24 protein-coding genes are annotated in these 21576 nt (G+C 71.4%); 2 read left to right on the top strand and 22 right to left on the bottom strand.

Annotated elements, in window-relative coordinates; all coding sequences use genetic code 11:
- Nucleotides 1–7 precede the first annotated feature (7 nt).
- The 15 genes from nuoK to C4U03_RS11575 all read right to left on the bottom strand — a co-directional run bounded on the left by nuoK (nt 8) and on the right by C4U03_RS11575 (nt 14530).
- Nucleotides 8–307 (bottom strand): NADH-quinone oxidoreductase subunit NuoK, encoded by a 300-nt coding sequence (gene nuoK / locus C4U03_RS11645; RefSeq protein WP_103937738.1) that lies wholly within the window; start codon nt 305–307, stop codon nt 8–10.
- Nucleotides 304–1224 carry an NADH-quinone oxidoreductase subunit J gene (locus C4U03_RS11640; protein ID WP_407701424.1) on the bottom strand — a complete coding sequence of 307 codons (921 nt, stop codon included), beginning with the start codon at nt 1222–1224 and terminating at the stop codon, nt 304–306. Before C4U03_RS11640 ends, nuoK begins: the two co-directional genes overlap by 4 nt.
- Nucleotides 1221–1766: an NADH-quinone oxidoreductase subunit NuoI gene (gene nuoI / locus C4U03_RS11635; RefSeq protein WP_235017820.1), complete on the bottom strand. Its 546-nt coding sequence runs from the start codon at nt 1764–1766 to the stop codon at nt 1221–1223. Before nuoI ends, C4U03_RS11640 begins: the two co-directional genes overlap by 4 nt.
- 43 nt (nt 1767–1809) lie before the next feature.
- Nucleotides 1810–3132, bottom strand: coding sequence for an NADH-quinone oxidoreductase subunit NuoH (gene nuoH, locus C4U03_RS11630; protein ID WP_103937736.1), 1323 nt, complete (start codon nt 3130–3132; stop codon nt 1810–1812).
- Complete coding sequence (locus C4U03_RS11625; RefSeq protein WP_103937735.1) at nt 3129–5576, bottom strand: NADH-quinone oxidoreductase subunit G; 2448 nt, start codon at nt 5574–5576, stop codon at nt 3129–3131. Before C4U03_RS11625 ends, nuoH begins: the two co-directional genes overlap by 4 nt.
- Nucleotides 5573–6874: an NADH-quinone oxidoreductase subunit NuoF gene (nuoF, locus tag C4U03_RS11620; protein ID WP_103937734.1), complete on the bottom strand. Its 1302-nt coding sequence runs from the start codon at nt 6872–6874 to the stop codon at nt 5573–5575. Before nuoF ends, C4U03_RS11625 begins: the two co-directional genes overlap by 4 nt.
- On the bottom strand, nt 6871–7593 hold the full coding sequence (gene nuoE, locus C4U03_RS11615) for an NADH-quinone oxidoreductase subunit NuoE (RefSeq protein ID WP_103937733.1): 723 nt from the start codon (nt 7591–7593) through the stop codon (nt 6871–6873). Before nuoE ends, nuoF begins: the two co-directional genes overlap by 4 nt.
- Complete coding sequence (locus C4U03_RS11610; RefSeq protein ID WP_103937732.1) at nt 7590–8936, bottom strand: NADH-quinone oxidoreductase subunit D; 1347 nt, start codon at nt 8934–8936, stop codon at nt 7590–7592. Before C4U03_RS11610 ends, nuoE begins: the two co-directional genes overlap by 4 nt.
- A 103-nt stretch (nt 8937–9039) precedes the next feature.
- On the bottom strand, nt 9040–9786 hold the full coding sequence (locus C4U03_RS11605) for an NADH-quinone oxidoreductase subunit C (RefSeq protein ID WP_103937731.1): 747 nt from the start codon (nt 9784–9786) through the stop codon (nt 9040–9042).
- A 2-nt stretch (nt 9787–9788) separates the two neighbouring features.
- Nucleotides 9789–10340, bottom strand: coding sequence for a NuoB/complex I 20 kDa subunit family protein (locus tag C4U03_RS11600; RefSeq protein WP_103937730.1), 552 nt, complete (start codon nt 10338–10340; stop codon nt 9789–9791).
- Between the two features lies 1 nt (nt 10341).
- A complete protein-coding gene (locus C4U03_RS11595) occupies nt 10342–10701 on the bottom strand; it encodes an NADH-quinone oxidoreductase subunit A (RefSeq protein WP_103937729.1) in 360 nt (119 codons plus the stop codon).
- A gap of 212 nt (nt 10702–10913) precedes the next feature.
- On the bottom strand, nt 10914–12170 hold the full coding sequence (locus tag C4U03_RS11590; RefSeq protein WP_103937728.1) for a geranylgeranyl reductase family protein: 1257 nt from the start codon (nt 12168–12170) through the stop codon (nt 10914–10916).
- A gap of 174 nt (nt 12171–12344) precedes the next feature.
- Nucleotides 12345–13055 (bottom strand): demethylmenaquinone methyltransferase, encoded by a 711-nt coding sequence (locus tag C4U03_RS11585; RefSeq protein ID WP_103937727.1) that lies wholly within the window; start codon nt 13053–13055, stop codon nt 12345–12347.
- Between the two features lie 169 nt (nt 13056–13224).
- Nucleotides 13225–13482, bottom strand: coding sequence for a DUF4229 domain-containing protein (locus C4U03_RS11580; protein ID WP_103937726.1), 258 nt, complete (start codon nt 13480–13482; stop codon nt 13225–13227).
- 13 nt (nt 13483–13495) lie between these two features.
- A complete protein-coding gene (locus tag C4U03_RS11575; RefSeq protein ID WP_103937725.1) occupies nt 13496–14530 on the bottom strand; it encodes a threonine ammonia-lyase in 1035 nt (344 codons plus the stop codon).
- 256 nt (nt 14531–14786) lie between these two features.
- On the opposite strand from C4U03_RS11575, the gene C4U03_RS11570 reads away from it, so the two are divergent.
- A complete protein-coding gene (locus tag C4U03_RS11570; protein WP_103937724.1) occupies nt 14787–14990 on the top strand; it encodes a BldC family transcriptional regulator in 204 nt (67 codons plus the stop codon).
- A 148-nt stretch (nt 14991–15138) separates the two neighbouring features.
- On the opposite strand, the gene C4U03_RS11565 is transcribed toward C4U03_RS11570, so the two are convergent.
- Both C4U03_RS11565 and C4U03_RS11560 read right to left on the bottom strand, forming a co-directional pair.
- Entirely contained in the window at nt 15139–15381 is a 243-nt protein-coding gene (locus C4U03_RS11565) for a hypothetical protein (RefSeq protein ID WP_103937723.1), read from the bottom strand.
- Between the two features lie 15 nt (nt 15382–15396).
- Complete coding sequence (locus C4U03_RS11560; protein ID WP_103937722.1) at nt 15397–16356, bottom strand: hypothetical protein; 960 nt, start codon at nt 16354–16356, stop codon at nt 15397–15399.
- A gap of 136 nt (nt 16357–16492) precedes the next feature.
- On the opposite strand from C4U03_RS11560, the gene C4U03_RS11555 reads away from it, so the two are divergent.
- Nucleotides 16493–16807 carry a PLDc N-terminal domain-containing protein gene (locus C4U03_RS11555; protein WP_103937721.1) on the top strand — a complete coding sequence of 105 codons (315 nt, stop codon included), beginning with the start codon at nt 16493–16495 and terminating at the stop codon, nt 16805–16807.
- 70 nt (nt 16808–16877) lie between these two features.
- Here C4U03_RS11555 and ccsB read toward each other — a convergent pair whose 3' ends face one another.
- From ccsB to C4U03_RS11530, 5 genes are read right to left on the bottom strand one after another with little or no spacing between them, the layout of a single operon-like run.
- Complete coding sequence (gene ccsB, locus C4U03_RS11550; RefSeq protein ID WP_235017786.1) at nt 16878–17879, bottom strand: c-type cytochrome biogenesis protein CcsB; 1002 nt, start codon at nt 17877–17879, stop codon at nt 16878–16880.
- 5 nt (nt 17880–17884) lie between these two features.
- Nucleotides 17885–19525 carry a cytochrome c biogenesis protein ResB gene (gene resB, locus C4U03_RS11545; RefSeq protein WP_103937720.1) on the bottom strand — a complete coding sequence of 547 codons (1641 nt, stop codon included), beginning with the start codon at nt 19523–19525 and terminating at the stop codon, nt 17885–17887.
- 1 nt (nt 19526) lies between these two features.
- The gene (locus C4U03_RS11540; RefSeq protein WP_235017785.1) at nt 19527–20297 is read right to left on the bottom strand and encodes a cytochrome c biogenesis CcdA family protein; all 771 of its coding nucleotides are present in this window, start codon (nt 20295–20297) and stop codon (nt 19527–19529) included.
- A gap of 4 nt (nt 20298–20301) precedes the next feature.
- Complete coding sequence (locus C4U03_RS11535) at nt 20302–20883, bottom strand: TlpA family protein disulfide reductase (protein ID WP_103937719.1); 582 nt, start codon at nt 20881–20883, stop codon at nt 20302–20304.
- A gap of 47 nt (nt 20884–20930) precedes the next feature.
- Entirely contained in the window at nt 20931–21569 is a 639-nt protein-coding gene (locus C4U03_RS11530) for a histidine phosphatase family protein (RefSeq protein WP_103937718.1), read from the bottom strand.
- Nucleotides 21570–21576 lie beyond the last annotated feature (7 nt).

Here is a 21576-nt window from a genome sequence, read left to right as displayed (position 1 = left end):
TCGCCTCTCAGTACTTCAGCAGGTTGGCGTCGTCCACCGACGACGACCTGCGGGTCCGGAAGATCGTCATGATGATCGCCAGCCCCACCACGACCTCGGCCGCGGCGACCACCATCACGAAGAAGGCGATGAGCTGGCCGTCGAGGTTGCCGTGCATGCGGGCGAACGACACGAACGCCAGGTTGGTGGCGTTCAGCATCAGCTCGACGCACATGAACACCACGATGGCGTTGCGGCGCACCAGCACGCCCACCCCGCCGATGGTGAACAGCAGCGCCGACAGCACCAGGTAGTGTCCGGGGCTCATTTGCCTGCCTCGCCTTCGCTCGGGCCGGCGGCGCCGCCGGCGGCGGGGGTGCCCGCCTTGGCCTCGCGGGTCTCGGCGTCGGCGTCGCGGGCCGCCTCGGTGACGGCGCGCACCGCCGCCACGTCACGCTCCACGGCCTGCTCCTCGGTCTGTCCGTGCAGGTCCATGTGCATCCGGGCGGTGCCGGAGCGCTGCGCGATGACCGGGTTGATCGACAGTTCCGAGACGCTGCCGTCCGGCAGCAGCGCCGGCATGTCCACCGCGTTGTGCCGGGCGTAGGTGCCGGGGCCGGGCAGCGGGGTCGGGTGGCCGCCGGGCCGGAACCGCCGCTTGGACAGCTCCTTCTGGGTGGCCTTGGGAGAGTGGCGCTCGCGGTGCGCCAGCACCATCGCGCCCAGCGCCGCGGTGATCAGCAGCGCGCTGGTCACCTCGAACGCGAACACGTACTTGGTGAACAGCAGCCGGGCCAGCCCCTGGATGTTGCCGCCGGACTCGGCGTTGGCCGCCGTCAGCCCGATCGACTCCGACAGCGCCGCGTTGCCGAGCCCGGCCACCACCAGCACCGCGAAGCCCAGCCCGGCGATCGCCGCCCACAGCCGCTGCCCGCGGATGGTCTCCACCAGCGAGTCGGTGGAGGCCACGCCCACCAGCATCAGCACGAACAGGAACAGCATCAGCACCGCGCCGGTGTACACGATCACCTGCACGAACGCCAGGAACGGGGCGTCCTGCACCGCGTACAGCACCGCCAGCGACAGCATCACCGTCGCCAGCATCAGCGCCGAGTGCACCGCCTTGCGCAGGAAGACCATGCCCAGTGCGGCGGCCACGCTGACGATCGCCAGCAGCCAGAACACCACCGGCTCGCCCGCCTGCGTCTCGGTCTGGGCGAGCACCGGGGTCACCGATTCGATCACTTCTTCTCACCGCTCTCGGCGCGCACCGCCGCGTCGATGCTGGAGCGCCGGCCGCCGTCCTGGGACGGACTGGCCGGAGCCTCCTCGGCGCCGGCGAGGCCGAGGCGGTAGTAGTCCTCCTCGGTCTCGCCGAGCCGCATCGGGTGCGGCGGCTGCTCCATGCCCTCGCGCAGCGGCGCCAGCAGCATGTCCTTGGTGTAGATCAGGCTCTCGCGGCTGTCGTCGGCCAGTTCGTACTCGTTGGTCATCGTCAGCGCCCGGGTGGGGCACGCCTCGATGCACAGCCCGCACAGGATGCAGCGCAGGTAGTTGATCTGGTAGACGCGGCCGTACCGCTCGCCCGGCGAGTAGCGCTCGGTCTCGGTGTTGTCGGCGCCCTCCACGTAGATGGCGTCCGCCGGGCAGGCCCAGGCGCACAGCTCGCAGCCCACGCACTTCTCCAGCCCGTCCGGCCACCGGTTGAGCTGGTGCCGGCCGTGGAAGCGGGGCGCCGTGGGCTTCTTCACCTCCGGGTACTGGACGGTCTCGCTCTTGGTGAACATCTGGTGGAACGCGACACCGAAGCCCTTGACCGGGTTCAGGAAGTCAGTGAGACCCACTGGCCACCTCCTTGTGCGCAGTGACGTCGGCGCCCTCGCGAGCGACGCCGTGGTAGTGCGGGGCGTCCAGCGGCGGCACCGGGAAGCCGCCGGCGGCCTCCGGCGCGGCGCCCCCGTCCAGGTCCGGCACGATCTCGCCGCCGTCGCCACGGCCCCGGCCCACCAGGTCCCACGCGATCGACAGCAGCAGCACCGCGCCGATCACGACGGCCGCCCAGATCGCCACCTGGGTCATGTCGTGGCCCTCGTTGCGCAGCCCCCGGATGGTGGCCACCAGCAGGATCCAGCCGAGCGAGAACGGCATCAGGATCTTCCAGCCCAGCTTCATCAGCTGGTCGTAGCGCACCCGCGGCAGCGAGCCGCGCAGCCAGACGAAGAAGAAGATGAACAGCCACAGCTTGGCCAGGAACCACAGCACCGGCCACCAGCCGGAGTTGGCGCCCTCCCATACCGTGGAGATCGGCGCCGGGGCCCGCCAGCCGCCCAGGAACAGGGTGGTGGCCAGGGCCGACAGGGTGGCCAGGTTGATGTACTCGGCCAGGAAGAACATCGCGAACTTCAGCGACGAGTACTCGGTGTGGAAGCCGCCGACCAGCTCGCCCTCGCCCTCGGGCAGGTCGAAGGGGATCCGGTTGGACTCGCCCATCATGGTGACCACGTACACCAGGAACGACGGCAGCAGCATCACCGCGAACCAGCGGTCGGCCTGCGCGTTGACGATCCCGGTGGTCGACATCGTGCCGGCGAACAGGAACACCGCCACGAACGACAGGCCCATCGCGATCTCGTAGGAGATGATCTGCGCGGCCGAGCGCAGCCCGCCCAGCAGCGAGTAGGGCGACATCGACGACCAGCCCGCCAGCACGATCCCGTAGGCGCCCATCGAGGCCATCGCCAGCACCAGCAGCACCGCCACCGGCAGGTCGGTGCCCTGCAACGGGGTCTGGTGCCCGAAGATCGACACCGTCGGCCCGAAAGGGATGATGATGAACGACACGAACGCCGGGACCGCCGACACGACCGGCGCCAGGACGAACACGACCTTGTCGACCTGGCGCGGGACGATGTCCTCCTTCAGCGCCAGCTTGACCCCGTCGGCCAGGCCCTGCAGCAGGCCGAACGGCCCGGCCCGGTTGGGCCCGACGCGCAGCTGCATCCGCCCGATGATCCGGCGCTCCACCCACATGGACAGCAGCACGGTGAGCACCAGGAACACGAAGATGGCCAGCACCTTGCCGCCGATCAGCCACCACGGGTCCTGTCCGAAGGACTGCAGGGTGGGATCGGGGGCGGCCAGGGGCACGCTCATGCGGCACCTCCACTGTTGCCGTCGGCGGAGGCGATCGAGACGATCGCGCCCGTGTCGGCGCCCAGGTCGCGGTAGAGGGCGCAGCCCTGGGAGTTGGTCGGCAGCCAGACCACCCGGTCGGGCAGGTCCGGCGTGATCTCCAGCGGCAGCGTCAGCTTTCCGCCGCCGCCGGTCACGGTCACCGCCTCCGTCGCGCCGATCTCGGCGGCGGTGGCGGGCGACAGGCGGGCCACCGCCGGCTTGGCGGTGCCGGCCAGGTAGGGCTCGCCGTCCTGCAGGCGGCCCCGGTCCAGCAGCTGCCGCCAGGTGGCCAGCAGCGCCTCGCCCTCGGCCGGCTCCGGACGGATCCCGGCGGTGACCGCGGGCGCGGCGGGCCGCTCGCCCCGGTGGGCGCCCAGCGCGGCCAGCTCGCGGCGGGCCGCCTCCGGGCCGGGCAGCGCCAGGTGGACGTCCATCTCACCGGCCAGCGTGTCCAGCACCCGCAGGTCCGACAGCCGGCCCGGCACCCGCAGCGCCACGTCGAAGGCGCGGCCGCGGCCCTCCCAGTTGACGAACGTGCCGGCCTTCTCGGCGACCGCGGCCACCGGCAGCACCACGTCGGCGCGGTCGGTGACGGCACTGGCCCGCTGCTCCAGGCTCACCACGAACGGCGTCGCCTCGATGGCGGCCAGCGCGCCGGCCGGGTCGGCCAGGTCGTACGGGTCGACCCCGCCGATCAGCAGCGCGCCCAGCTCTCCGGCCGCGGCGGCGGTCAGGATCTGGGCGGTGTCGCGGCCGGGCGCGGCGGGCAGGTCGGCCACGTTCCAGGCCCGGGCGACCTCGGCGCGGGCGGCCGGGTCGGTGACCGGGCGCCCGATCGGCAGCAGGCCGGGCAGCGCGCCCGCCTCGACGGCGCCGCGCTCACCGGCCCGCCGCGGCACCCAGGCCAGCCGGGCCCCGGTGACCTGGGCCAGCCGCACCGCGCTGGACAGCGCGCCGGGGCTGGCGGCCAGCCGCTCACCGAGCAGGATCACCGCGCCGGGCGCCTTGAGCTCCTCGGCCACCGGCTCGTCCCCGGTGACCAGCGCGCCGAGCACCTCGGCCTCGGCGCCGGGCAGCGCCCGCAGCAGCGTGCCGCCCATCTTGGCCAGCCCCCGGGTGGCGAACGGGGCCACCGAGTAGACCTTCAGGCCCTTCTTGCGGAACGCCTTGCGCAGCCGCAGGAAGACGATCGGCGACTCCTCCTCCGGCTCGAAGCCGGCCAGCAGCACCACCGGGGTCTTCTCCAGGTCGGAGTAGGACACCTCGATGTCGTGGCCCGCCACCGAGGAGGCCAGGAAGGCGGCCTCCTCGGCCGAGTGCGGCCGGGCTCGGAAGTCGATGTCGTTGGTGCCCAGCGCCGTCCGCGCGAACTTGGCGTAGGCGTAGGCGTCCTCCAGGGTGAGGCGCCCGCCCGGCAGCACGCCGACCCGGCCGCGGGCGGCGGCCAGGCCCCGGGCGGCGACGGCGAGCGCCTCCGGCCAGGAGGCGGTCTCCAGCTCGCCCCGCTCGTTGCGGACCAGCGGGTGGGTCAGCCGGTCGGGCTGGGTGGCGTAGGTGAACGCCCACCGGCCCTTGTCGCAGTTCCACTCCTCGTTGACCTGCGGGTCGTCACCGGCCAGCCGCCGCGTCACCTTGCCGCGGCGGTGGTCGGTGCGCAGTGCGCAGCCGGACGCGCAGTGCTCGCAGGCGCTCGGCGTCGACACCAGGTCGAACGGGCGGGAGCGGAACCGGTAGGCGGCCCCGGTGAGCGCGCCGACCGGGCAGATCTGCACCGTGTTGCCGGAGAAGTAGGACTGGAACGGCCGGTCCTCGGCCGCCCCGACCTGCTCCTTGGCGCCCCGTTCGAACAGGTCGATGAAGGCGTCCCCGGCGATCTGGTCGGAGAAGCGGGTGCAGCGGGCGCACTGGATGCAGCGTTCCCGGTCCAGCAGCACCTGCGACGACAGCGGGATCGGCTTGGGGAAGGTGCGCTTGGTGTCGCGGAAGCGGGTCTCGCCCCGGCCGTTGGACATCGCCTGGTTCTGCAGCGGGCACTCGCCGCCCTTGTCGCAGATCGGGCAGTCCAGCGGGTGGTTGATCAGCAGCAGCTCCATCACCCCGTGCTGGGCCTTGTCGGCCACCGGGGAGGTGAGCTGGGTCTGGACCACCATGCCGGGCATCACCGTGGTGGTGCAGGAGGCCTGCGGCTTGGGCATCCCGCGGCCGTTGCCGGCGTCGGGGATCTCCACCAGGCACTGGCGGCACGCGCCGACCGGGTCCAGCAGCGGATGGTCGCAGAACCGGGGGATCTGGATGCCCAGCAGCTCGGCGGCCCGGATGATCAGGGTGCCCTCGGGCACCTCGATCTCGAACCCGTCGATGGTCACCGGGACCATCTTCGGCTGCTGCTCGACCTCTGCGGAGGTCTTGTCGGTGACCGTCACTGCTCACCTGCCCACACGGTCGACTTGGCGGGGTCGAACGGGCACCCGCCCTGGGTGAAGTGCGCGATGTACTCGTCGCGGAACAACTTGATGGACGAGGTCACCGGGCTGGTGGCGCCGTCGCCGAGCGCGCAGAAGGACCGGCCGAGGATGTTGTCGGACAGGTCCAGCAGCGTCTGGAGGTCCTCCTCGGTGCCCTGGCCCGCCTCCAGCCGCTTGAACACCTGCTTGTACCAGTAGGTGCCCTCACGGCAGGGGGTGCACTTGCCGCACGACTCGTGCGCGTAGAACTCCGACCAGCGCTGCACCGCGCGCACCACGCAGGTGGTCTCGTCGAAGATCTGCAGCGCCCGGGTGCCCAGCATGGACCCGGCCGCGCCGACGCTCTCGAAGTCCAGCGGGACGTCGAGGTGCTCGTCGGTGAACAGCGGGGTGGACGAGCCGCCCGGGGTCCAGAACTTCAGCCGGTGCCCCTTGCGGACGCCCCCGGCCATGTCCAGCAGCTCGCGCAGCGTGATGCCCAGCGGCGCCTCGTACTGGCCCGGCCTGGTGACGTGCCCGGACAGCGAGAAGATCCCGAAGCCCTTGGACTTCTCGGTGCCCATCGAGGCGAACCAGTCGGCCCCGTTGGCCACGATCGAGGGAACCGAGGCGATCGACTCCACGTTGTTGATCACAGTGGGGCCGCCGTAGAGTCCCGCGACGGCAGGGAAGGGAGGCTTGAGCCTCGGTTGGCCGCGGTATCCCTCCAGCGAGTCCAGCAGCGCGGTCTCCTCGCCGCAGATGTAGGCGCCGGCGCCGGTGTGGACCACCAGTTCCAGGTCGTACCCGGTGCCGAGGATGTCCTTGCCGAGGTAGCCGGCTTCGTACGCCTCGGCGACCGCCTGCTGCAGGCGGCGGATGACGTGCAGCACCTCACCGCGCACGTAGATGAACGCGTGGTTGGAGCGGATCGCGTAAGAGCTGATGATGACGCCCTCGACCAGCACGTGCGGGTTGGCCAGCATCAGCGGGATGTCCTTGCAGGTGCCCGGCTCGGACTCGTCGGCGTTGACCACCAGGTAGCGCGGGTTGGGGCTGCTGGGCGGCAGGAAGCCCCACTTCATCCCGGTGGGGAAGCCGGCGCCGCCGCGGCCGCGCAGGCCCGAGTCCTTGACCGCCTGCACGATGGCGTCCGGCTCCATCCCGAACGCCGTGCGCATCGCCCGGTAGCCACCCTCGCGCTCGTAGGCCGCGAGGGTGAACGAGTCCGGCTGGTCCCAGGTGCGGGACAGGACGGGGGTGAGGGTCGTGCTCATTTGTGGATGTCCCCTCGCGTCTGCGAACCCGCCGCCGGGTCGTCCGGCTCGGGCCGTGCGGCGTCCGCCGGCGGAGCCTCCCAGCCGCGCTGCTTGGCCAGCTCCAGGCCGACCAGGGTGGGCTCCCCGGCCTGCGGGCCCTCGCCCGCGCGGCCGTCGGGGAACCCGGCCAGGATCCGCGACGCCTGCTTCCAGGTGCACACGCTGTTCGGCCCCCGGGTGGGGGCGACCTCCTTGCCGGCGCGCAGGTCGTCGACCAGCTTCTTGGCCTTCTCGGGAGTCATGTTGTCGAAGAACTCCCAGTTGACCGTCATCACCGGGGCGAAGTCGCAGGCGGCGTTGCACTCGATGCGTTCGAGGGAGATCCTGCCGTCCTCGGTGGCCTCGTCGTGACCGACGCCGACGTGCTCGCTGAGCTCGTCCCAGATCTGGTCGCCGCCCATGACCGCGCACAGCGTGTTGGTGCACACGCCCACGTGGTACTCGCCGACGCGGTCGTGCTTGTACATGGTGTAGAAGGTGGCGACCCCGGTGACCTGCGCCGGGGTGATGCCCAGCTGCTCGGCGCAGAACTCCACGCCGTCGGAGGTGATGTGGCCGTCCACCGACTGCACCAGGTGCAGCATCGGCAGCAGGGCCGAGCGCGGCTTGGGATAGCGCGCGATGATCTCCTTGGCGTCCCGCTCCAGCTGGGCGAGCGTCTCGGGTGCGTAGCTCATCGGTCCACGCCTCCCATCACGGGGTCGATGCTGGCGACTGCTGCGATGACGTCAGCCACCATGCCGCCCTCGCACATGGCGGCCGTCGCCTGCAGGTTGGTGAAGGACGGGTCCCGGAAGTGCACGCGGTAGGGGCGGGTGCCGCCCTCGCTGACCACGTGGACGCCGAGTTCGCCGCGCGGCGACTCGATCGCCGCGTACGCCTGGCCGGCCGGCACCCGGAAGCCCTCGGTCACCAGCTTGAAGTGGTGGATGAGGGCCTCCATGGAGGTGCCCATGATGTGCGCGATGTGCCGGGGCGAGTTGCCCATCCCGTCGGTGCCGATGGCCAGCTGGGCGGGCCAGCCGATCTTCTTGTCCTCGATCATCACCGGGCCCTTGACCGTGCTCAGCCGGTCCAGGCACTGCTCGATGATCTTGAGGGACTCCTCCATCTCCTGCATCCGCACCAGGTAGCGGCCGTAGACGTCGCAGGTGTCCTGGGTGGCCACGTCGAACTCGTAGGTCTCGTAGCCGCAGTAGGGCTGGGTCTTGCGCAGGTCCCACGGCAGCCCGGTCGAGCGCAGCACCGGCCCGGTGATGCCGAGGGCCATGCAGCCCTGCAGGTCCAGGTAGGCGACGTCCTTGGTGCGGGCCAGGTAGACGGGGTTGGCGTCCATCAGCTTGCGCAGCTGCTGGATGCGGCCCGGCATCCGGTCCAGGAACTCGCGGACCTTGGTGAACCCGCCGTGCCCGATGTCCTGGGCGACCCCGCCCGGCCGCACGTAGGCCATGTTCATCCGCAGGCCGGTGATCTCCTCGAACACGTCGAGGGCGTACTCGCGCTCGATGAAGCCGTTCAGCATCACCGTGGTGGCGCCCAACTCCAGCCCGAAGGTGGCGATCGCGACCAGGTGCGAGGAGATCCGGTTGATCTCCATCATCATCACCCGGATGATCTGGGCCCGCTCGGGGATCTGGTCGGTGATCCCCAGCAGCTTCTCGACCCCGAGGCAGTACGCCGTCTCGTTGAAGATCGGCGCCAGGTAGTCCATCCGGGTGCAGAACGTGGGGCCCTGCGCCCAGGTGCGGAACTCCATGTTCTTCTCGATGCCGGTGTGCAGGTAGCCGATGCCCACCCGGGCCTCGTTCACCGTCTCGCCGTCGAGGGTCAGGATCAGCCGCAGCACGCCGTGGGTGGAGGGGTGCTGCGGGCCCATGTTGACCACGAGCCGCTCGTCGGAGGAGTCCTCGGCGGCGGCCACGACCTGGTCCCAGTCGCCGCCGTCGACGTTGAAGACCTTGCCCTCCGTCGCCTCCTCGGCGGCGTACGCGTCGTACTCGGTGTACTTGGTGGAGCTCATCAGAGGTACGACCTCCGCTGGTCGGGGGGCAGCAGGAACAGGTTTCCGCGCCGCGGTCCCATGACGGCGGGCCGCATCCCCGGGGCGAACCGATGTTGGAGCCTCATGTGTACGACCTCCGCTGGTCGGGGGGCGGGATTTCCGCTCCGCGGTATTCGACCGGGATTCCGCCAAGGGGGTAGTCCTTGCGCTGCGGGTGGCCCACCCAGTCGTCGGGCATCTCGATGCGGGTCAGCGCCGGATGGCCGTCGAACACGATCCCGAAGAAGTCGTAGGTCTCCCGCTCGTGCCAGTCGTTGGTCGGGTAGACCGGCACCAGCGACGGGATGTGCGGGTCCTCGTCGGGGCAGGTGACCTCCAGCCGGATCCGCCGGTTGTGGGTCATCGACAGCAGGTGATAGACGGCGTGCAGCTCGGCGCCGGTGTCGGCCGGGTAGTGCACGCCCGACACGCCGGTGCACAGCTCGAAGCGCAGGTCGATCTGGTCCCGCAGGGTCTGCGCGAGCTGCGGCAGGTACCGGCGGCGGACGAAGAAGGTGATCTCGCCACGGTCCACCACGACCCGCTCGACCGCCTCGCCGAAGTCGGGGAAGGCCCGTTCCAACGCGTCGGCGACCTCGTCGAACTCGCCGTGCTCACCGCCGCCCTCTGGCCCGCCGTAGGGGCGGGGGCTGGAGACCTTGGGGCTCTGCCGGATGACCAGCCCGCCGTATCCGGAGGTGTCGCCGCTGGTCTTCGCGCCGAACATGCCCCTGCGGACGACCGGCTGCGCCAGCCGGTCCTGGGGCGCCTGGGCGGGCAGCCGGTCGGCGGCCTGCTCGGCCTGCTGCTCGGGGTTCTGGCTGGACATCTCTAGATCGCTCCCTGCTGTCCCAGCAGCGGCAGCCGGCGGCGCTTGGCCTCTTCCAGCTCCTGGATCTGCTTGCGGCGCTGCGGGCCCAGCTTGGTGTTCTGGATCTTGTCGTGCAGCTTGAGGATGGCGTCCAGCAGCATCTCCGGCCGCGGCGGGCAGCCGGGCAGGTAGATGTCCACCGGGACGATGTGGTCCACGCCCTGCACGACGGCGTAGTTGTTGAACATGCCGCCGGAGGAGGCGCACACGCCCATGGCGATGACCCACTTGGGCTCGGTCATCTGGTCGTAGATCTGGCGGAGCACCGGCGCCATCTTCTGGCTCACCCGGCCCGCCACGATCATCAGGTCGGCCTGTCGGGGGGTGGCCGAGGCGCGTTCCATCCCCCACCGGGAGAAGTCGTGCCGGGGGTCGCCGGCGGCCATCATCTCGATCGCGCAGCAGGCCAGCCCGAAGGTGGCCGGCCACACCGAGCTCTTGCGGGCCCAGCCCGCCACCTGCTCGACCGTGGTCAGCAGGAACCCGCTGGGGAGTTTCTCTTCAAGTCCCATGTCAGTCCCACTCCAGACCACCGCGCCGCCAGATGTAGGCGTACGCGACCAGCACGGTGACGATGAACAGTGCCATCTCGACCAGGGCAAAGATCCCCATGCTCTCGAAGGCGACCGCCCACGGGTACAGGAAGATGATCTCGATGTCGAAGACGATGAACAGCATCGCCGTCAGGTAGTACTTGATCGGGAAGCGGCCGCCCCCGACCGGCTGCGGGGTGGGCTCGATGCCGCACTCGTAGGCCTCCAGCTTGGCCCGGTTCCAGCGCTTGGGGCCGGTGAACGCGGCCATCAGCACCGAACCGGCCGCGAAGGCGAATGCCAGCGCTCCCAGTACGACGATCGGAACATAGAGATCCATGGGTCCCTACACCCCCTTCTCGGTTCGTACGGCGTTGTACGGGGCGGACGCCGCCGAGAAGTTCGCCTCCAGCGAGGCTCGGGGCGGGCGCACCATCGTGGCGTGACGCATCACACCGACATGACATCGGTCATGGTCACGGGTCGCCACCTTAGTCAGGGTGGTCATCTCAGCATCCCCCCGGGGGGTGACCCCACGTTCGTCGATCGCGCTCATGCCGCTGGGGCCACCTTCGACATGGCGTTGATGATCCGGTCCATCGCGTCACCGTCCCGCGGGTCGGTGAGGTTGGCCATCAGTTTGAGGGCGAACCGCATCAGGGTGGGATGGGGCAGGCCGTGCCTGGTCAGGAACTTCATCACCTTCGGGTCGCCGATGGCCTTGACGAAGAGCCGGCCGATGGTGAAGTAGCCCCCGTGCTCATCCTTGAGGATGCGCGGGTACTCGTAGAGCGCGCGTTCCCGCTGGGCGGCGGTGGGGCGGGCGAGCGCCTGCACGATGGTCTCGGCGGCCAGCCGGCCGGACTCCATCCCGTAGTCGATGCCCTCGCCGTTGAACGGGTTGATCATGCCGCCGGCGTCGCCCACCAGCAGCAGCCCGCGGGTGTAGTGGGGCTGGCGGTTGAAGCCCATGGGCAGCGCGGCGCCGCGGATCGGGCCGGTGGCGTGGTCCTCGTCGAACTGCCACTCCTCGGGCATGCCGGCGGTCCAGCCGCGCAGCATGGCGCGGTAGTCCACGTTCTGGAACGCCTTGCTGGTGTTGAGCAGGCCGAGCCCGACGTTGGACAGCCCGTTGCCGAGCGGGAACACCCAGCCGTAGCCGGGCAGCAGCCGCTGGCCGTCCCACAGCTCCAGCCACGACTCCAGGTAGTCGTCGTCGTGGCGCGGGGTGTGGTAGTAGCGGCGGACCGCCACGCCCATCGGCCGGTCCTCGCGCTTACGCAGCCCCATGGCCAGCGACAGCCGGCTGGAGTTGCCGTCGGCGGCGACCACCAGCGGGGCACGGTACTCGACCTCCTCGCCCTGGTACCTGGCGGTGACGCCGAGGATGCGGCCGGTGCGCTCGTCGAGGATCGGGCCGGTGACGTTGCAGCCCTGCTGCAGCCGGGCGCCGGACTTGGCGGCGTGCTCGGCCAGCAGCCGGTCCAGGTCGGTGCGGGCGCGGGCCATGCCGAAGTCGGGGAAGCTGGCCAGCTCGGGCCAGGGCAGCTCGATCTTGACGCCACCGCCGTAGATGCGCAGGCCCTTGTTGCGGATCCAGCCGGGGTCACCGAGGTCGACGCCCATGGAGATCAGCGCCCGGACCGCGCGGGGGGTGAGCCCGTCGCCGCAGATCTTGTCGCGGGGGAAGGTGGCCTTCTCCAGCAGCAGCACGTCCAGCCCCGCCTGTGCCAGCCAGTAGGCGGTGGACGAACCGGCGGGTCCCGCCCCGACGATGATGACGTCGGCCTGTCCGGAGGAGTCGGTCACGGCGATGTTCCTTAGCTCGTTCGCTTGTGAAGTACTTCACAAGGATCCGTGGGGGAGTCTATTCCTTCGGCGGGAGTGATGGGTACCTAGCGACCCGCCGACTTTGGACCGGTCCGGGAGGCTTTGCCCGGATCTTCCGAGGCGATTGACCCGGTTTGCCCGATCGTCCGGGGCCTACCCAGGGTTGACGGCGTGGTGCATGGCCGCTACGCCGAACGTCAGGTTCCGCCAGCGGACCGAGTCCCAGCCCGCCTCCCGCAGCCGCCGTGCCAGTTCCTGCTGGCGCGGCCAGGCCAGCGTGGATTCGGCCAGGTAGCGGTAGGAGTCGGGGTTGGAACTGACCTTCGCCAGCAGCGGCAGGCCGTATCGCAGATGGAGCCGGTGGCCGAACGCCGTCAGCATGTTCGGCGGATGGCTGACCTCGCAGACCAGCAGTCGGCCGCCCGGCCGGGTCACCCGACGCAACTCACGCAGCGCCAGATCGGTGTCGGCGACGTTACGCAATCCAAACGAGATGGTCACGGCGTCGAACGCGCCGTCCGCGAACGGCAGCCGCAGCGCGTCGCCGGCCACGAACCGCGGCCGGCGCCCGGCCGGCAGGTCCCGGGTGCGCCGTGTCCCCACCGACAGCATGCCGAGTGAGAAGTCGCAGGCCACGGTGTGCGCGCCGGCCTCGGCGAAGGGCAGCGAGGAGGTGCCGGTGCCGGCCGCCAGATCCAGGATCCGCTCACCGGGCCGGGCATCGACCGCCGCCACCACCGCGCGCCGCCACCGCCGGTCCAGCCCTCCGGTCATCAGGCTGTTGAGCAGGTCGTACCGCTCGGCGGTGCCGTCGAACATGGCAGCGACGTCGGCGGGCCGCTTGTCGAGAGAAGCGCGGGTCATGCACCCAACCCTATGAGCCGCCGGGACGGGCCCGGTCCCCAGGTGACCTCCGGCCCGCCGGCGGTGGTCTCGGGCATCGCGGCGGCACGAAACCGAGGTGGCGCGAGGTGACGCGAGGCGGTACGAGCCCGTTCGAAGGCGCGGGGCGCCGGGCGGTGCGGACGTCCCGTCAGTCCTCTTTGGAGCGGGACTCCTCGAACTTGTGGCGGCGCTTACCGATGCCGGTGACCACGGCCGACGACACCGCGTCGCGCAGGCCGGTCAGCAGCACGTAGCTGACCACGCCGCTGATGATCACCGACAGGGCCAGGATCAGCAGCATCGACTCCGGCTTGCTGTGGTCCAGTACGGGCAGCAGGTACAGGACGGCGAAGGTCGCGGCGAAGATGGCCAGCCTGGCCGCGGTGTAGGCGAGTACGGAACGCATGACGAGGCCGAGTCTATGCGAGGACCTCGGCGAACAGCGCGGGGTCCACGTTGCCGCCCGACAGCACCGCCACGTACGAGGACACCGACGGCAGCTCGTCGCGGTGGAACAGGTAGGCGGCGGTGGCCACCGCCCCCGCGGGCTCGGCGACGAGCCGGACCTGCCGAGCCAGCCGCCGCATCGCCTCGCGGATCTCCTCCTCGCGCACCGTGACGATGTCGTCCACGTACTCCCTGATGTGCGCGAACGTCAGCGCGCCGAGCCGCTGGGCGCGCAGCGCGTCGGCGATGGTCCGGCCGGTGTCCTCGGCCGTCCAGGCCACCCGCCTGCCGGTGCGCAGCGAGGCGCGGGCGTCGGCGGCCAGCTCCGGCTCGACGCCGATCACCTTGGCCTGCGGGCGCAACGCCCTGACCGCGGCGGCCACGCCGGAGATCAGGCCGCCCCCGCCGACCGGCACCAGCACCGCCCCGACGTCCGGGGCGTCCTGGACGATCTCCAGCCCGACGGTGCCCTGCCCGGCGATCACGGCGGGGTCGTCGAACGGCGGGATCAGCGTGAAGCCGTGCGCCTCGGCCAGCCGCCCGGCGGTGGCCGTGCGGGCCTCCATGGTGGGCTCGACGTACACGATCTCGGCGCCCAGCCGCCGGCAGGCGTCCACCTTCACGCCCGGGGTGGTGTGCGGGACGACCAGCACCACCGGGATCCCCAGCCGGCGCGCGGTGTAGGCGACGGCCTGCGCGTGGTTGCCGCTGGAGTGCGTGACCACCCCGCGGGCGCGCTCGGCCTCCGGCAGCCGGGCGATGGCGTTGTAGGCGCCGCGCAACTTGAACGCGCCGACGGGCTGCAGGGACTCGGCCTTGACCAGCAACGGCGGGTCGGCGAGCGGGTACGGGACGAGCGGAGTGCGCAGGCACACCCCCGACAGCCGGGCGGCCGCCTCCTCGATGTCCGCCAGGGTCACCGGCTCGGGGCCGGGCGCCCCGCGATGCCTCCCCGGCGTCGCCGGCTCCCGCCGGGTCGCCTCATCGTGTCGGGTCACTCGGGACATGCGGACGAGACTATGCGTTCGGGCGTGACGGGGCGGAAGAAGGCATAATGGCCGGTCCTGGGCGGGGCGGGGCGGACACCCGCAGGCCCCTGTGACCGGTGTGACCCAAGCTCATGTTTACTTCCCGTCATTTCTGCAGCTCGTCCCATTACTCACGGTGATGTTTTGCGAAAACAAGGGAGAAATCGGTCCCCGCCCGGCACACTAAGAATCTGTCCACCCGCACCGAGAGCGGGACAAAGGGGGAGAGAACAACGTGGAAAGTACCAGCGAGCGCCTGCTGACCCCCGGAGAGGTGGCCGCGCTCTTCAGGGTCGACCCCAAGACGGTGACCCGGTGGGCCGCGGCGGGCCGGATCAGCAGCATCCGCACGCCCGGAGGCCATCGCCGCTTCCGCGAGTCCGAGGTGCACGCGCTGCTGCGCGGGGAAGAGCCGCTGGCCGAGCACTCGGGCCGCTGAGCCGGCTCCCGGCCGCCCGCCGGGACCCCGATCTTCTCGGGGGGAGGACCCCCAGGCCCCCCGGGAGATCACCTGGTACACCGCGGGCGCGTCCGGAGTTTTTTGTAACGGTCCAAAGTACGGTTCCCCGGCCGGGTGCCGCCGGGTGCTAGTCCTCCGCCTGCGTGGCCTTCCATTCCTCAAACTCACGGAGCAGGGCCTCGTCCCCCTCCCGCCACCCGCGTCGCTTCTCCTCCAGCTCCTCCTCGGTCAGCGACTGGCGAAGCAGCCGGTCATAGTCGGGATCCCCCGGACCGACCTCCACATACCCCTGGCCGATGATCCGTCCGTCGTCCGTGGTCGCGCTCGTGGGTACGCGCAGGGTGCCGTCGGGAAGCCGGATCACGTACACCGTCGATCACCTCGGCTAGATTCCGTATCTGCGGTTGAAGAACAGCATCACATCGAGCGCCAGCCGGATGTCGCCGCCGAGCATATCCACCAGGGCGGGCCGCTGCCGGGCCGAGATCGCAGCGAACGCGTCCGCGAAAAACTCCCGCCGCCCCAGCTCGGCCGGCTGGCGGTGGAAGTCGCTGGCCAGATGCGGCAGGCACCGGTCGTACAGCGCGCGGAAGGCGGCGCTGTCGGACTGCCAGTGCCCGCCCTGCCCGTCGAGGTCGTCGAGGGCGTGCCCCACCTCGTGCATCATCACGTCCGGGGTCGGCGACGGCCGGTCCCCCACCACGATCTTGCGGTCGCCGTAGGCCCCCGCGCAGATGTCCCAGGTGGCCCGCCCCGACGGCAGCGGGCGGCCGGCCAGGTGCCCCATGTCGTCGAGCTGCGGCACGCCGCCACGGCCCACATAGATGCCGTCCAGACCGGCCGCCAGCCGCTCCTTGAGCGGCTCGGGCAGCGCGGCCAGGCTCTCCACCGCCCGGACCACCTCGGGGGTCGGCGGACCCTGGTCGGCGTCCCACTGCCGGTAGAGGATGTCCTCCAGCGGACCGCAGTGCCGCCGGCCGTCTCCGAACGAGGGCGTGCCGGGGGCGTGCGGGGCGGCTCTGGGCAGGTCGGTGTCGAGCTCGAAGTCCCGCCAGCTAGGGCCGGTGCGCTGTGCCTCGGACGGCCGTCCCCGGGCCCCGGCAGACCGCCGGTCGGCGGCGCCCTCTGGTCCGCCGCCGGTGTCGGCGGGCGTCCGCAGCGCGAAGTCGTCGTCCCGGCCGCCCTTGCGGAACCGGCCCCACCGGTCGCGGGGCTGGCTGCTGCGGGGACGGGTGGGCGCCCACCGCTGCCCGCGCTCCGGCGACGGGGACTGCTCGGGCGGGGAAGGCGCGAAGCCCTCGTCGGGCCGCTCGCGGGACCTACGGCGAATACCCCTGTACCGCATCCACCCGCCTCTCAGGAACGTCCGGCACACCCGAACGCGGCACGCCGCCGCCGGACCTGACTCTGGCAGGGTAAGCCGCGAGCCGATGTCCAGTCGACAAGCGGTCAGTGTCCAAGTCACGGGTTACGCTCAAAGCATGCTGTATGTCGTGCTCGGCCTGATCATCGTTGGCGTTTGGCTGTTCTGCCTCTTCGACGTGCTCACCACCGACGAGACCGAGGTACGGCTGCTGCCCAGGTTCGGCTGGTTCCTGGTCGTCCTGCTCGGTTTCATGCCGGGCGCGGCGCTGTGGCTGCTGCTGGGCCGTCCCCGGGAGGCCGCGGGCCATCCGGGCGCCCCCTGGTCCCCGTCCGGCAGCCCGGCCGCCCCGCGTCCGCCGGTGCCGAAGGGCCCCGACGACGACCCGGAGTTCCTGCGCAGCCTGGACCGGCGGATCCGGGGCGAGGACTGACGGCGAAGGGGGCCCGAGGCGATGCCTCGGGCCCCCTTCTCCTGGACTTCCCGCGACGGCAGGGCGCCGGTCAGCCCGCGTAGGAGTGCAGGCCGGAGAACATGTAGTTCACGCCGAAGAAGTTGAACAGCAGGGCGGCGAAGGCCACCAGGGAGATGATCGCCGCCTTGCGGCCCCGCCAGCCCGCGGTGGCGCGCGCGTGCAGGTAGCCGGCGTAGATGACCCAGGTCACGAACGACCAAACCTCCTTGGGGTCCCAGCCCCAGTAGCGGCCCCACGCCTCGTCGGCCCAGATGGCGCCCGCGATGATGGCGAAAGTCCAGATCGGGAACGCGAACATGGTGATCTTGTAGGCCAGCCGGTCCAGCGTGTCGGCGCCCGGCAGCAGGGCCAGCGCCCCGCCGCCCTCGGTGCCGCGCTCCTGGCGGCGCGACTGCAGCAGGTAGAGCAGGGTCGCCGTGCCGCCGACCGTGAACGCGCCGGTGGCGACGATGGCCGCGCTGACGTGGATGGCGATCCAGTACGACTTCAGCGCCGGGACCAGCGGGCCCACCGGGGTGTACAGCCAGATGGTGGCGATGCCCAGGGCGATCACCGCGGCGACCATCACGAACGCGCCCAGGAAGCGGGCCTTGTGGCGCACCAGCACCACCAGGTAGGCGGTGACGGCCGCGAACGCGATGGCCGACAGGAACTCGTACATGTTGCCCCACGGCCACCGCTCGGCGGCCCAGCCGCGGGTCACCAGCATGCCCAGGTGGGCGCCCCAGCCCAGCACGTTGATCAGGACCGCGAACCGGCCCCAGTCGGTCTCCCGGCGCCGGCCGCCCTCATCGGCGTCGGCGTCGGCGGCGTCACCGGCGTCGGTGCCGGCGTCCACCGCCTCGGCGCCGGCGGAGCCCACCAGCACCTTGGCGGGAGCGGCCTGTTCGGCCTGTTCGGTCTGTTCGGTCTGCCGTCGGCGTAGGCCGAAGCCCAGGTCGAGCGCGTAGCCGACCATCGCCACGACGTACAGCAGCACGGTGCCCAGCATGAGCTGGTCACTCAGGTTCGCGAGGTCGCCGTCGGCCACGCTCGTCACTCCTCGGTCTTGTCGTCGGCACCGGCCGGGGCGTCGCCGGGGCCGGTCGGGGGGACGTCACGGCGCAGCGCCGTCACCAGGTCGTCGAATTCCGCGGTCGGGTTGCCCAGCGTCAGCCCGCCGACCTCCACCACGGTACGCCCGCCCTCGCCAGGGGTCGCACGCACCCACACCCGGCGGCGCCGCACCATGAACGAGGCGACGATGCCGGCGATGGCGGCCACCGCGGCGGCCAGCGCGGGCACCCGCCCGGGGTCGTGGTTGACGGCCAGGCTGATCCACTCCTTGGTGCCCTCGAAGGTGATCGAGCCGGCCCCGCCGGGGATCTGGAAGGTCTCGCCCTGCCGCAGCAGCTTGGAGCCGTCCCGGACCGGCTGGAGCGTCTTGCCGATGCCCTCGATCCGGTACACCGACTGGGGGATGCCGGAGTCCAGGCCCAGGTCGCCCTTGAACGTCATCAGCGAGACGGTCGGGTTCAGCGGGGCCGGGAAGGCCGACACCACCTGGGCGTTGCGGGTGTCGGCGACCGCGGTGGGCCAGAACACCGCTTGGAAGGCCAGTTGCTCGGGCCGGGCGTCGGGCGCCTTGATGACGCCTTCAGAGGTGAAGTTGCGCTGCTCGATCGGCAGGAACGGCATCGCCCCCCGATAGGCGACGTTCCCCTGGCCGTCGCGCACCGTGAACTCGGGGGCGTAGCCGTGGCCCAGGATGTAGATCTTGGCGCCGCCGACCTCCAGCGGATGGTTGACCCGCAGGTCGTACGGCTTCTCCGGGGAGTCGGCGCCCTCCCGGTAGTAGACCTTGGCGGAGAAGTCCAGCGGCTGGCCGCGCCGTTCGCCCTCGGTGACGTACTCGGCCCGGAAGTCGGCCAGCCGCATCGAGAACGGGGCCAGTTGGTCGGGGCTGAACTGCCGGCCGGGCGTGAACTGGTCGTAGTAGGTCAGCGAGTTGGCGAAGGCGCCGCCTTCGGTCAGCACGATGTTGCCGCGGTAGCCGAACAGCGACCCCGCCGCCACCGCGAACAGCAGCACCAGCAGCGCCAGGTGGAAGACCAGGTTGCCGATCTCGCCCAGGTAGCCCTTCTCGGCCGCGACCGAGGCCGTCCCGTCCGCGACCCGGAACCGCCTGCCGCGCAGCAGCCGCCGGGCCGCGGCCAGCACCTCGCCGGCCTCCCGGTCGGTCTCGAACGACGCCGACTGCGGCAGCCGTGCCAGGTTGCGCGGGGCGGCCGGCGGCTGCCCGCGCATCGCCCGCCAGTGCTGCCGCGAGCGCGGGATCACACAGCCCGCCAGCGACACGAACAGCAGGATGTAGATGGCCGCGAACCAGGGGGCGGCGAACACGTCGAACAGCGAGAGCCGGTCCAGCCAGGGCCCGAGGGTGCGGTGCTGCTCCAAGTACTCGGCGACCCGTTCCGGCGCCTGGCCCCGCTGCGGCAGGATCGACCCGGGCACCGAGCCGAGCGCCACCAGGAACAGCAGGATCAGGGCGGTGCGCATGGAGGTCAGCTGCCGCCATCCCCAGCGCAGCCAGCCCAGCGGCCCCATGCCCCTGGGCTTCGGCCCGCCTGCCTGGGGAGCCGGCCGGGCCTCGGTGGCCTCGGTGGTCCCGGTGTCGGCCCGCTGTGTCTTGGTCATCTCAGATCACCGTCTCGAAGCCGCCGATCCACGACTTCAGTCCAAGGGTCGCCTCGCCCCACAGGCCGGTCACCAGCAGCAGCCCGATCGCCACGAGCATCCCGCCGCCGATCCGCATGACCAGCCGGTAGCGGCTCTTGATCGCGCCGAACGCGCCCAGCGCCCGCCGGTAGGCCAGCGCCGTCGCCACGAACGGCAGCCCCAGCCCCAGGCAGTACGCCAGCGACAGCAGGGCGCCGCGTTCCGCGCTGGCCTCGGTGAACGACAGCGTCTGGACGGCCGCCAGGGTGGGGCCGATGCACGGCGTCCAGCCGAGCCCGAACAGCACGCCCAGCAGCGGCGCCCCGGCCAGCCCGGCGGCCGGCAGCCGTCCCGACTTCACGGTGCGCTGCAGCCCGGGGATCAGCCCCATGAAGGCCAGCCCGAACACGATCGTCACCGCGCCGAGCACGCGGGTGATCGGGTCGGCGTACTCCAGCAGCCAGCGGCCGAGCCCGCCGAACGCCAGCCCGGCGCTGACGAACACCACGGTGAACCCGGTGATGAACAGCGCCGCCCCGGCCACCAGCCGCCCCCGGTGCTGCCGTTCCAGGTCGACGCCGGACATGCCGGTGACGTACGACAGGTAGCCGGGCACCAGCGGCAGCACGCACGGGGAGGCGAAGGAGACCAGCCCGGCCAGCACCGCCAGCGGCACCGCCGCCAGCAGCGACCCGCTCGCGACCGTCTCCCCGACCCCCGCCAGGATCACCGCCTCCCCCGTCGGCACCACGCGGTCACCGCTCCGCGGCGATCTGGGTGATCAGCGGGTTGAGCTGCGAGTAGGTGGTGGGGCCGATGATGCGGGCGGCGATCCGGCCCTGCCGGTCGAAGATCAGGGTGCTGGGCACCGCGCTCGGCGGGACGTCGCGGAACTCCAGCATCAGCCGGCCGTCGTGGTCGTACAGGCTCGGGTAGGTGACCTGGAAGGTGCGTTCCATGGCCCGGGCCGGCTCCTTGAAGTCCTTGAAGTTGACCCCGACGAACTCCACGCCCTTGGGCTTGTGCTCGGTGGACAGCTTCTGCAGCGTGGGCGCCTCGCCCCGGCAGGGACCGCACCAGGAGGCCCAGAAGTTCAGCACCACGACCTTGCCGCCGAGGTCGGCCAGCCGCAGCGGCTTGTCCTCCAGCGTGGTGCCCTCCACGCGCGGGGCGGCCCTGCGGTCGGTGGCCTTGATGACCTGCGCCGTGCCGTCGCCGGCGATGAAGCGGTTGTCGCCGCTGCCCGGACCGGTCTGCGCGCCCTGGGTGCCCGCGCATCCGGCCAGCAGCGCGCAGGCGGCCACGGCACCCGCGGCGACGACCCTGACTCGGGCCATGGGAACTCCTCTACTACACGACGTAGTACATCACTGTAGTGCGGGGTTCAGGCGCCCGGGACCGTGGGGCGCTGCACCAGCCCGGCGGCGGGCTCGTGGTAGGCCACCTCGACCAGCCGGGTGCCCTCGAACGTCAGGCTGGTCACGCTGGCCAGCTCGCACTGCCGCCGCCTGGGGTGGTGCCACATCCGGCGGTGCTCGGCGAACCGCCGCAGCGTCCAGATCGGCAGCTGGTGGCTGACGCACACCGCCTCGTGCCCGCGGGCCGCATCACGGGCCGCGATCACGGCGGCCTTCATCCGCGCCGCGATCTGCCGGTACGGCTCGCCCCACGACGGCCGGACCGGGTTGATCAGGAACGGCCAGTGCGCGGGCCGGCGCAGCGAGCCCTGCCCCACCCCGAACGTCATGCCCTCGAAGTGGTTGCCGGCCTCGATCAGCCGTTCCTCCACCGTCACCGGCAGGTCGAACAGCTCCGACATCGGGGCGGCGGTCTCCAGCGCCCGCTCCAGGGGCGAGGAGAACAGCGCGGTGACGTCGTGGTCGGCGAACCATTTGGCCACCTCCTGCGCCATGAGCACGCCGTTCTCACTGAGGCGGTACCCCGGCAACCGCCCGTACAGAATTCCCTCGGGGTTGTGCACTTCACCGTGCCGCATCAGATGAACGATCGTCTTCTCACTCATGGCGGAC

It is taken from the genome of Thermomonospora echinospora, from assembly GCF_900108175.1.
Taxonomy (GTDB): Bacteria; Actinomycetota; Actinomycetes; order Streptosporangiales; family Streptosporangiaceae; genus Thermomonospora; species Thermomonospora echinospora.
The sequence above is the reverse complement of the archived record's forward strand: the minus strand, read 5'-3'. Positions and strand labels throughout refer to the sequence as shown.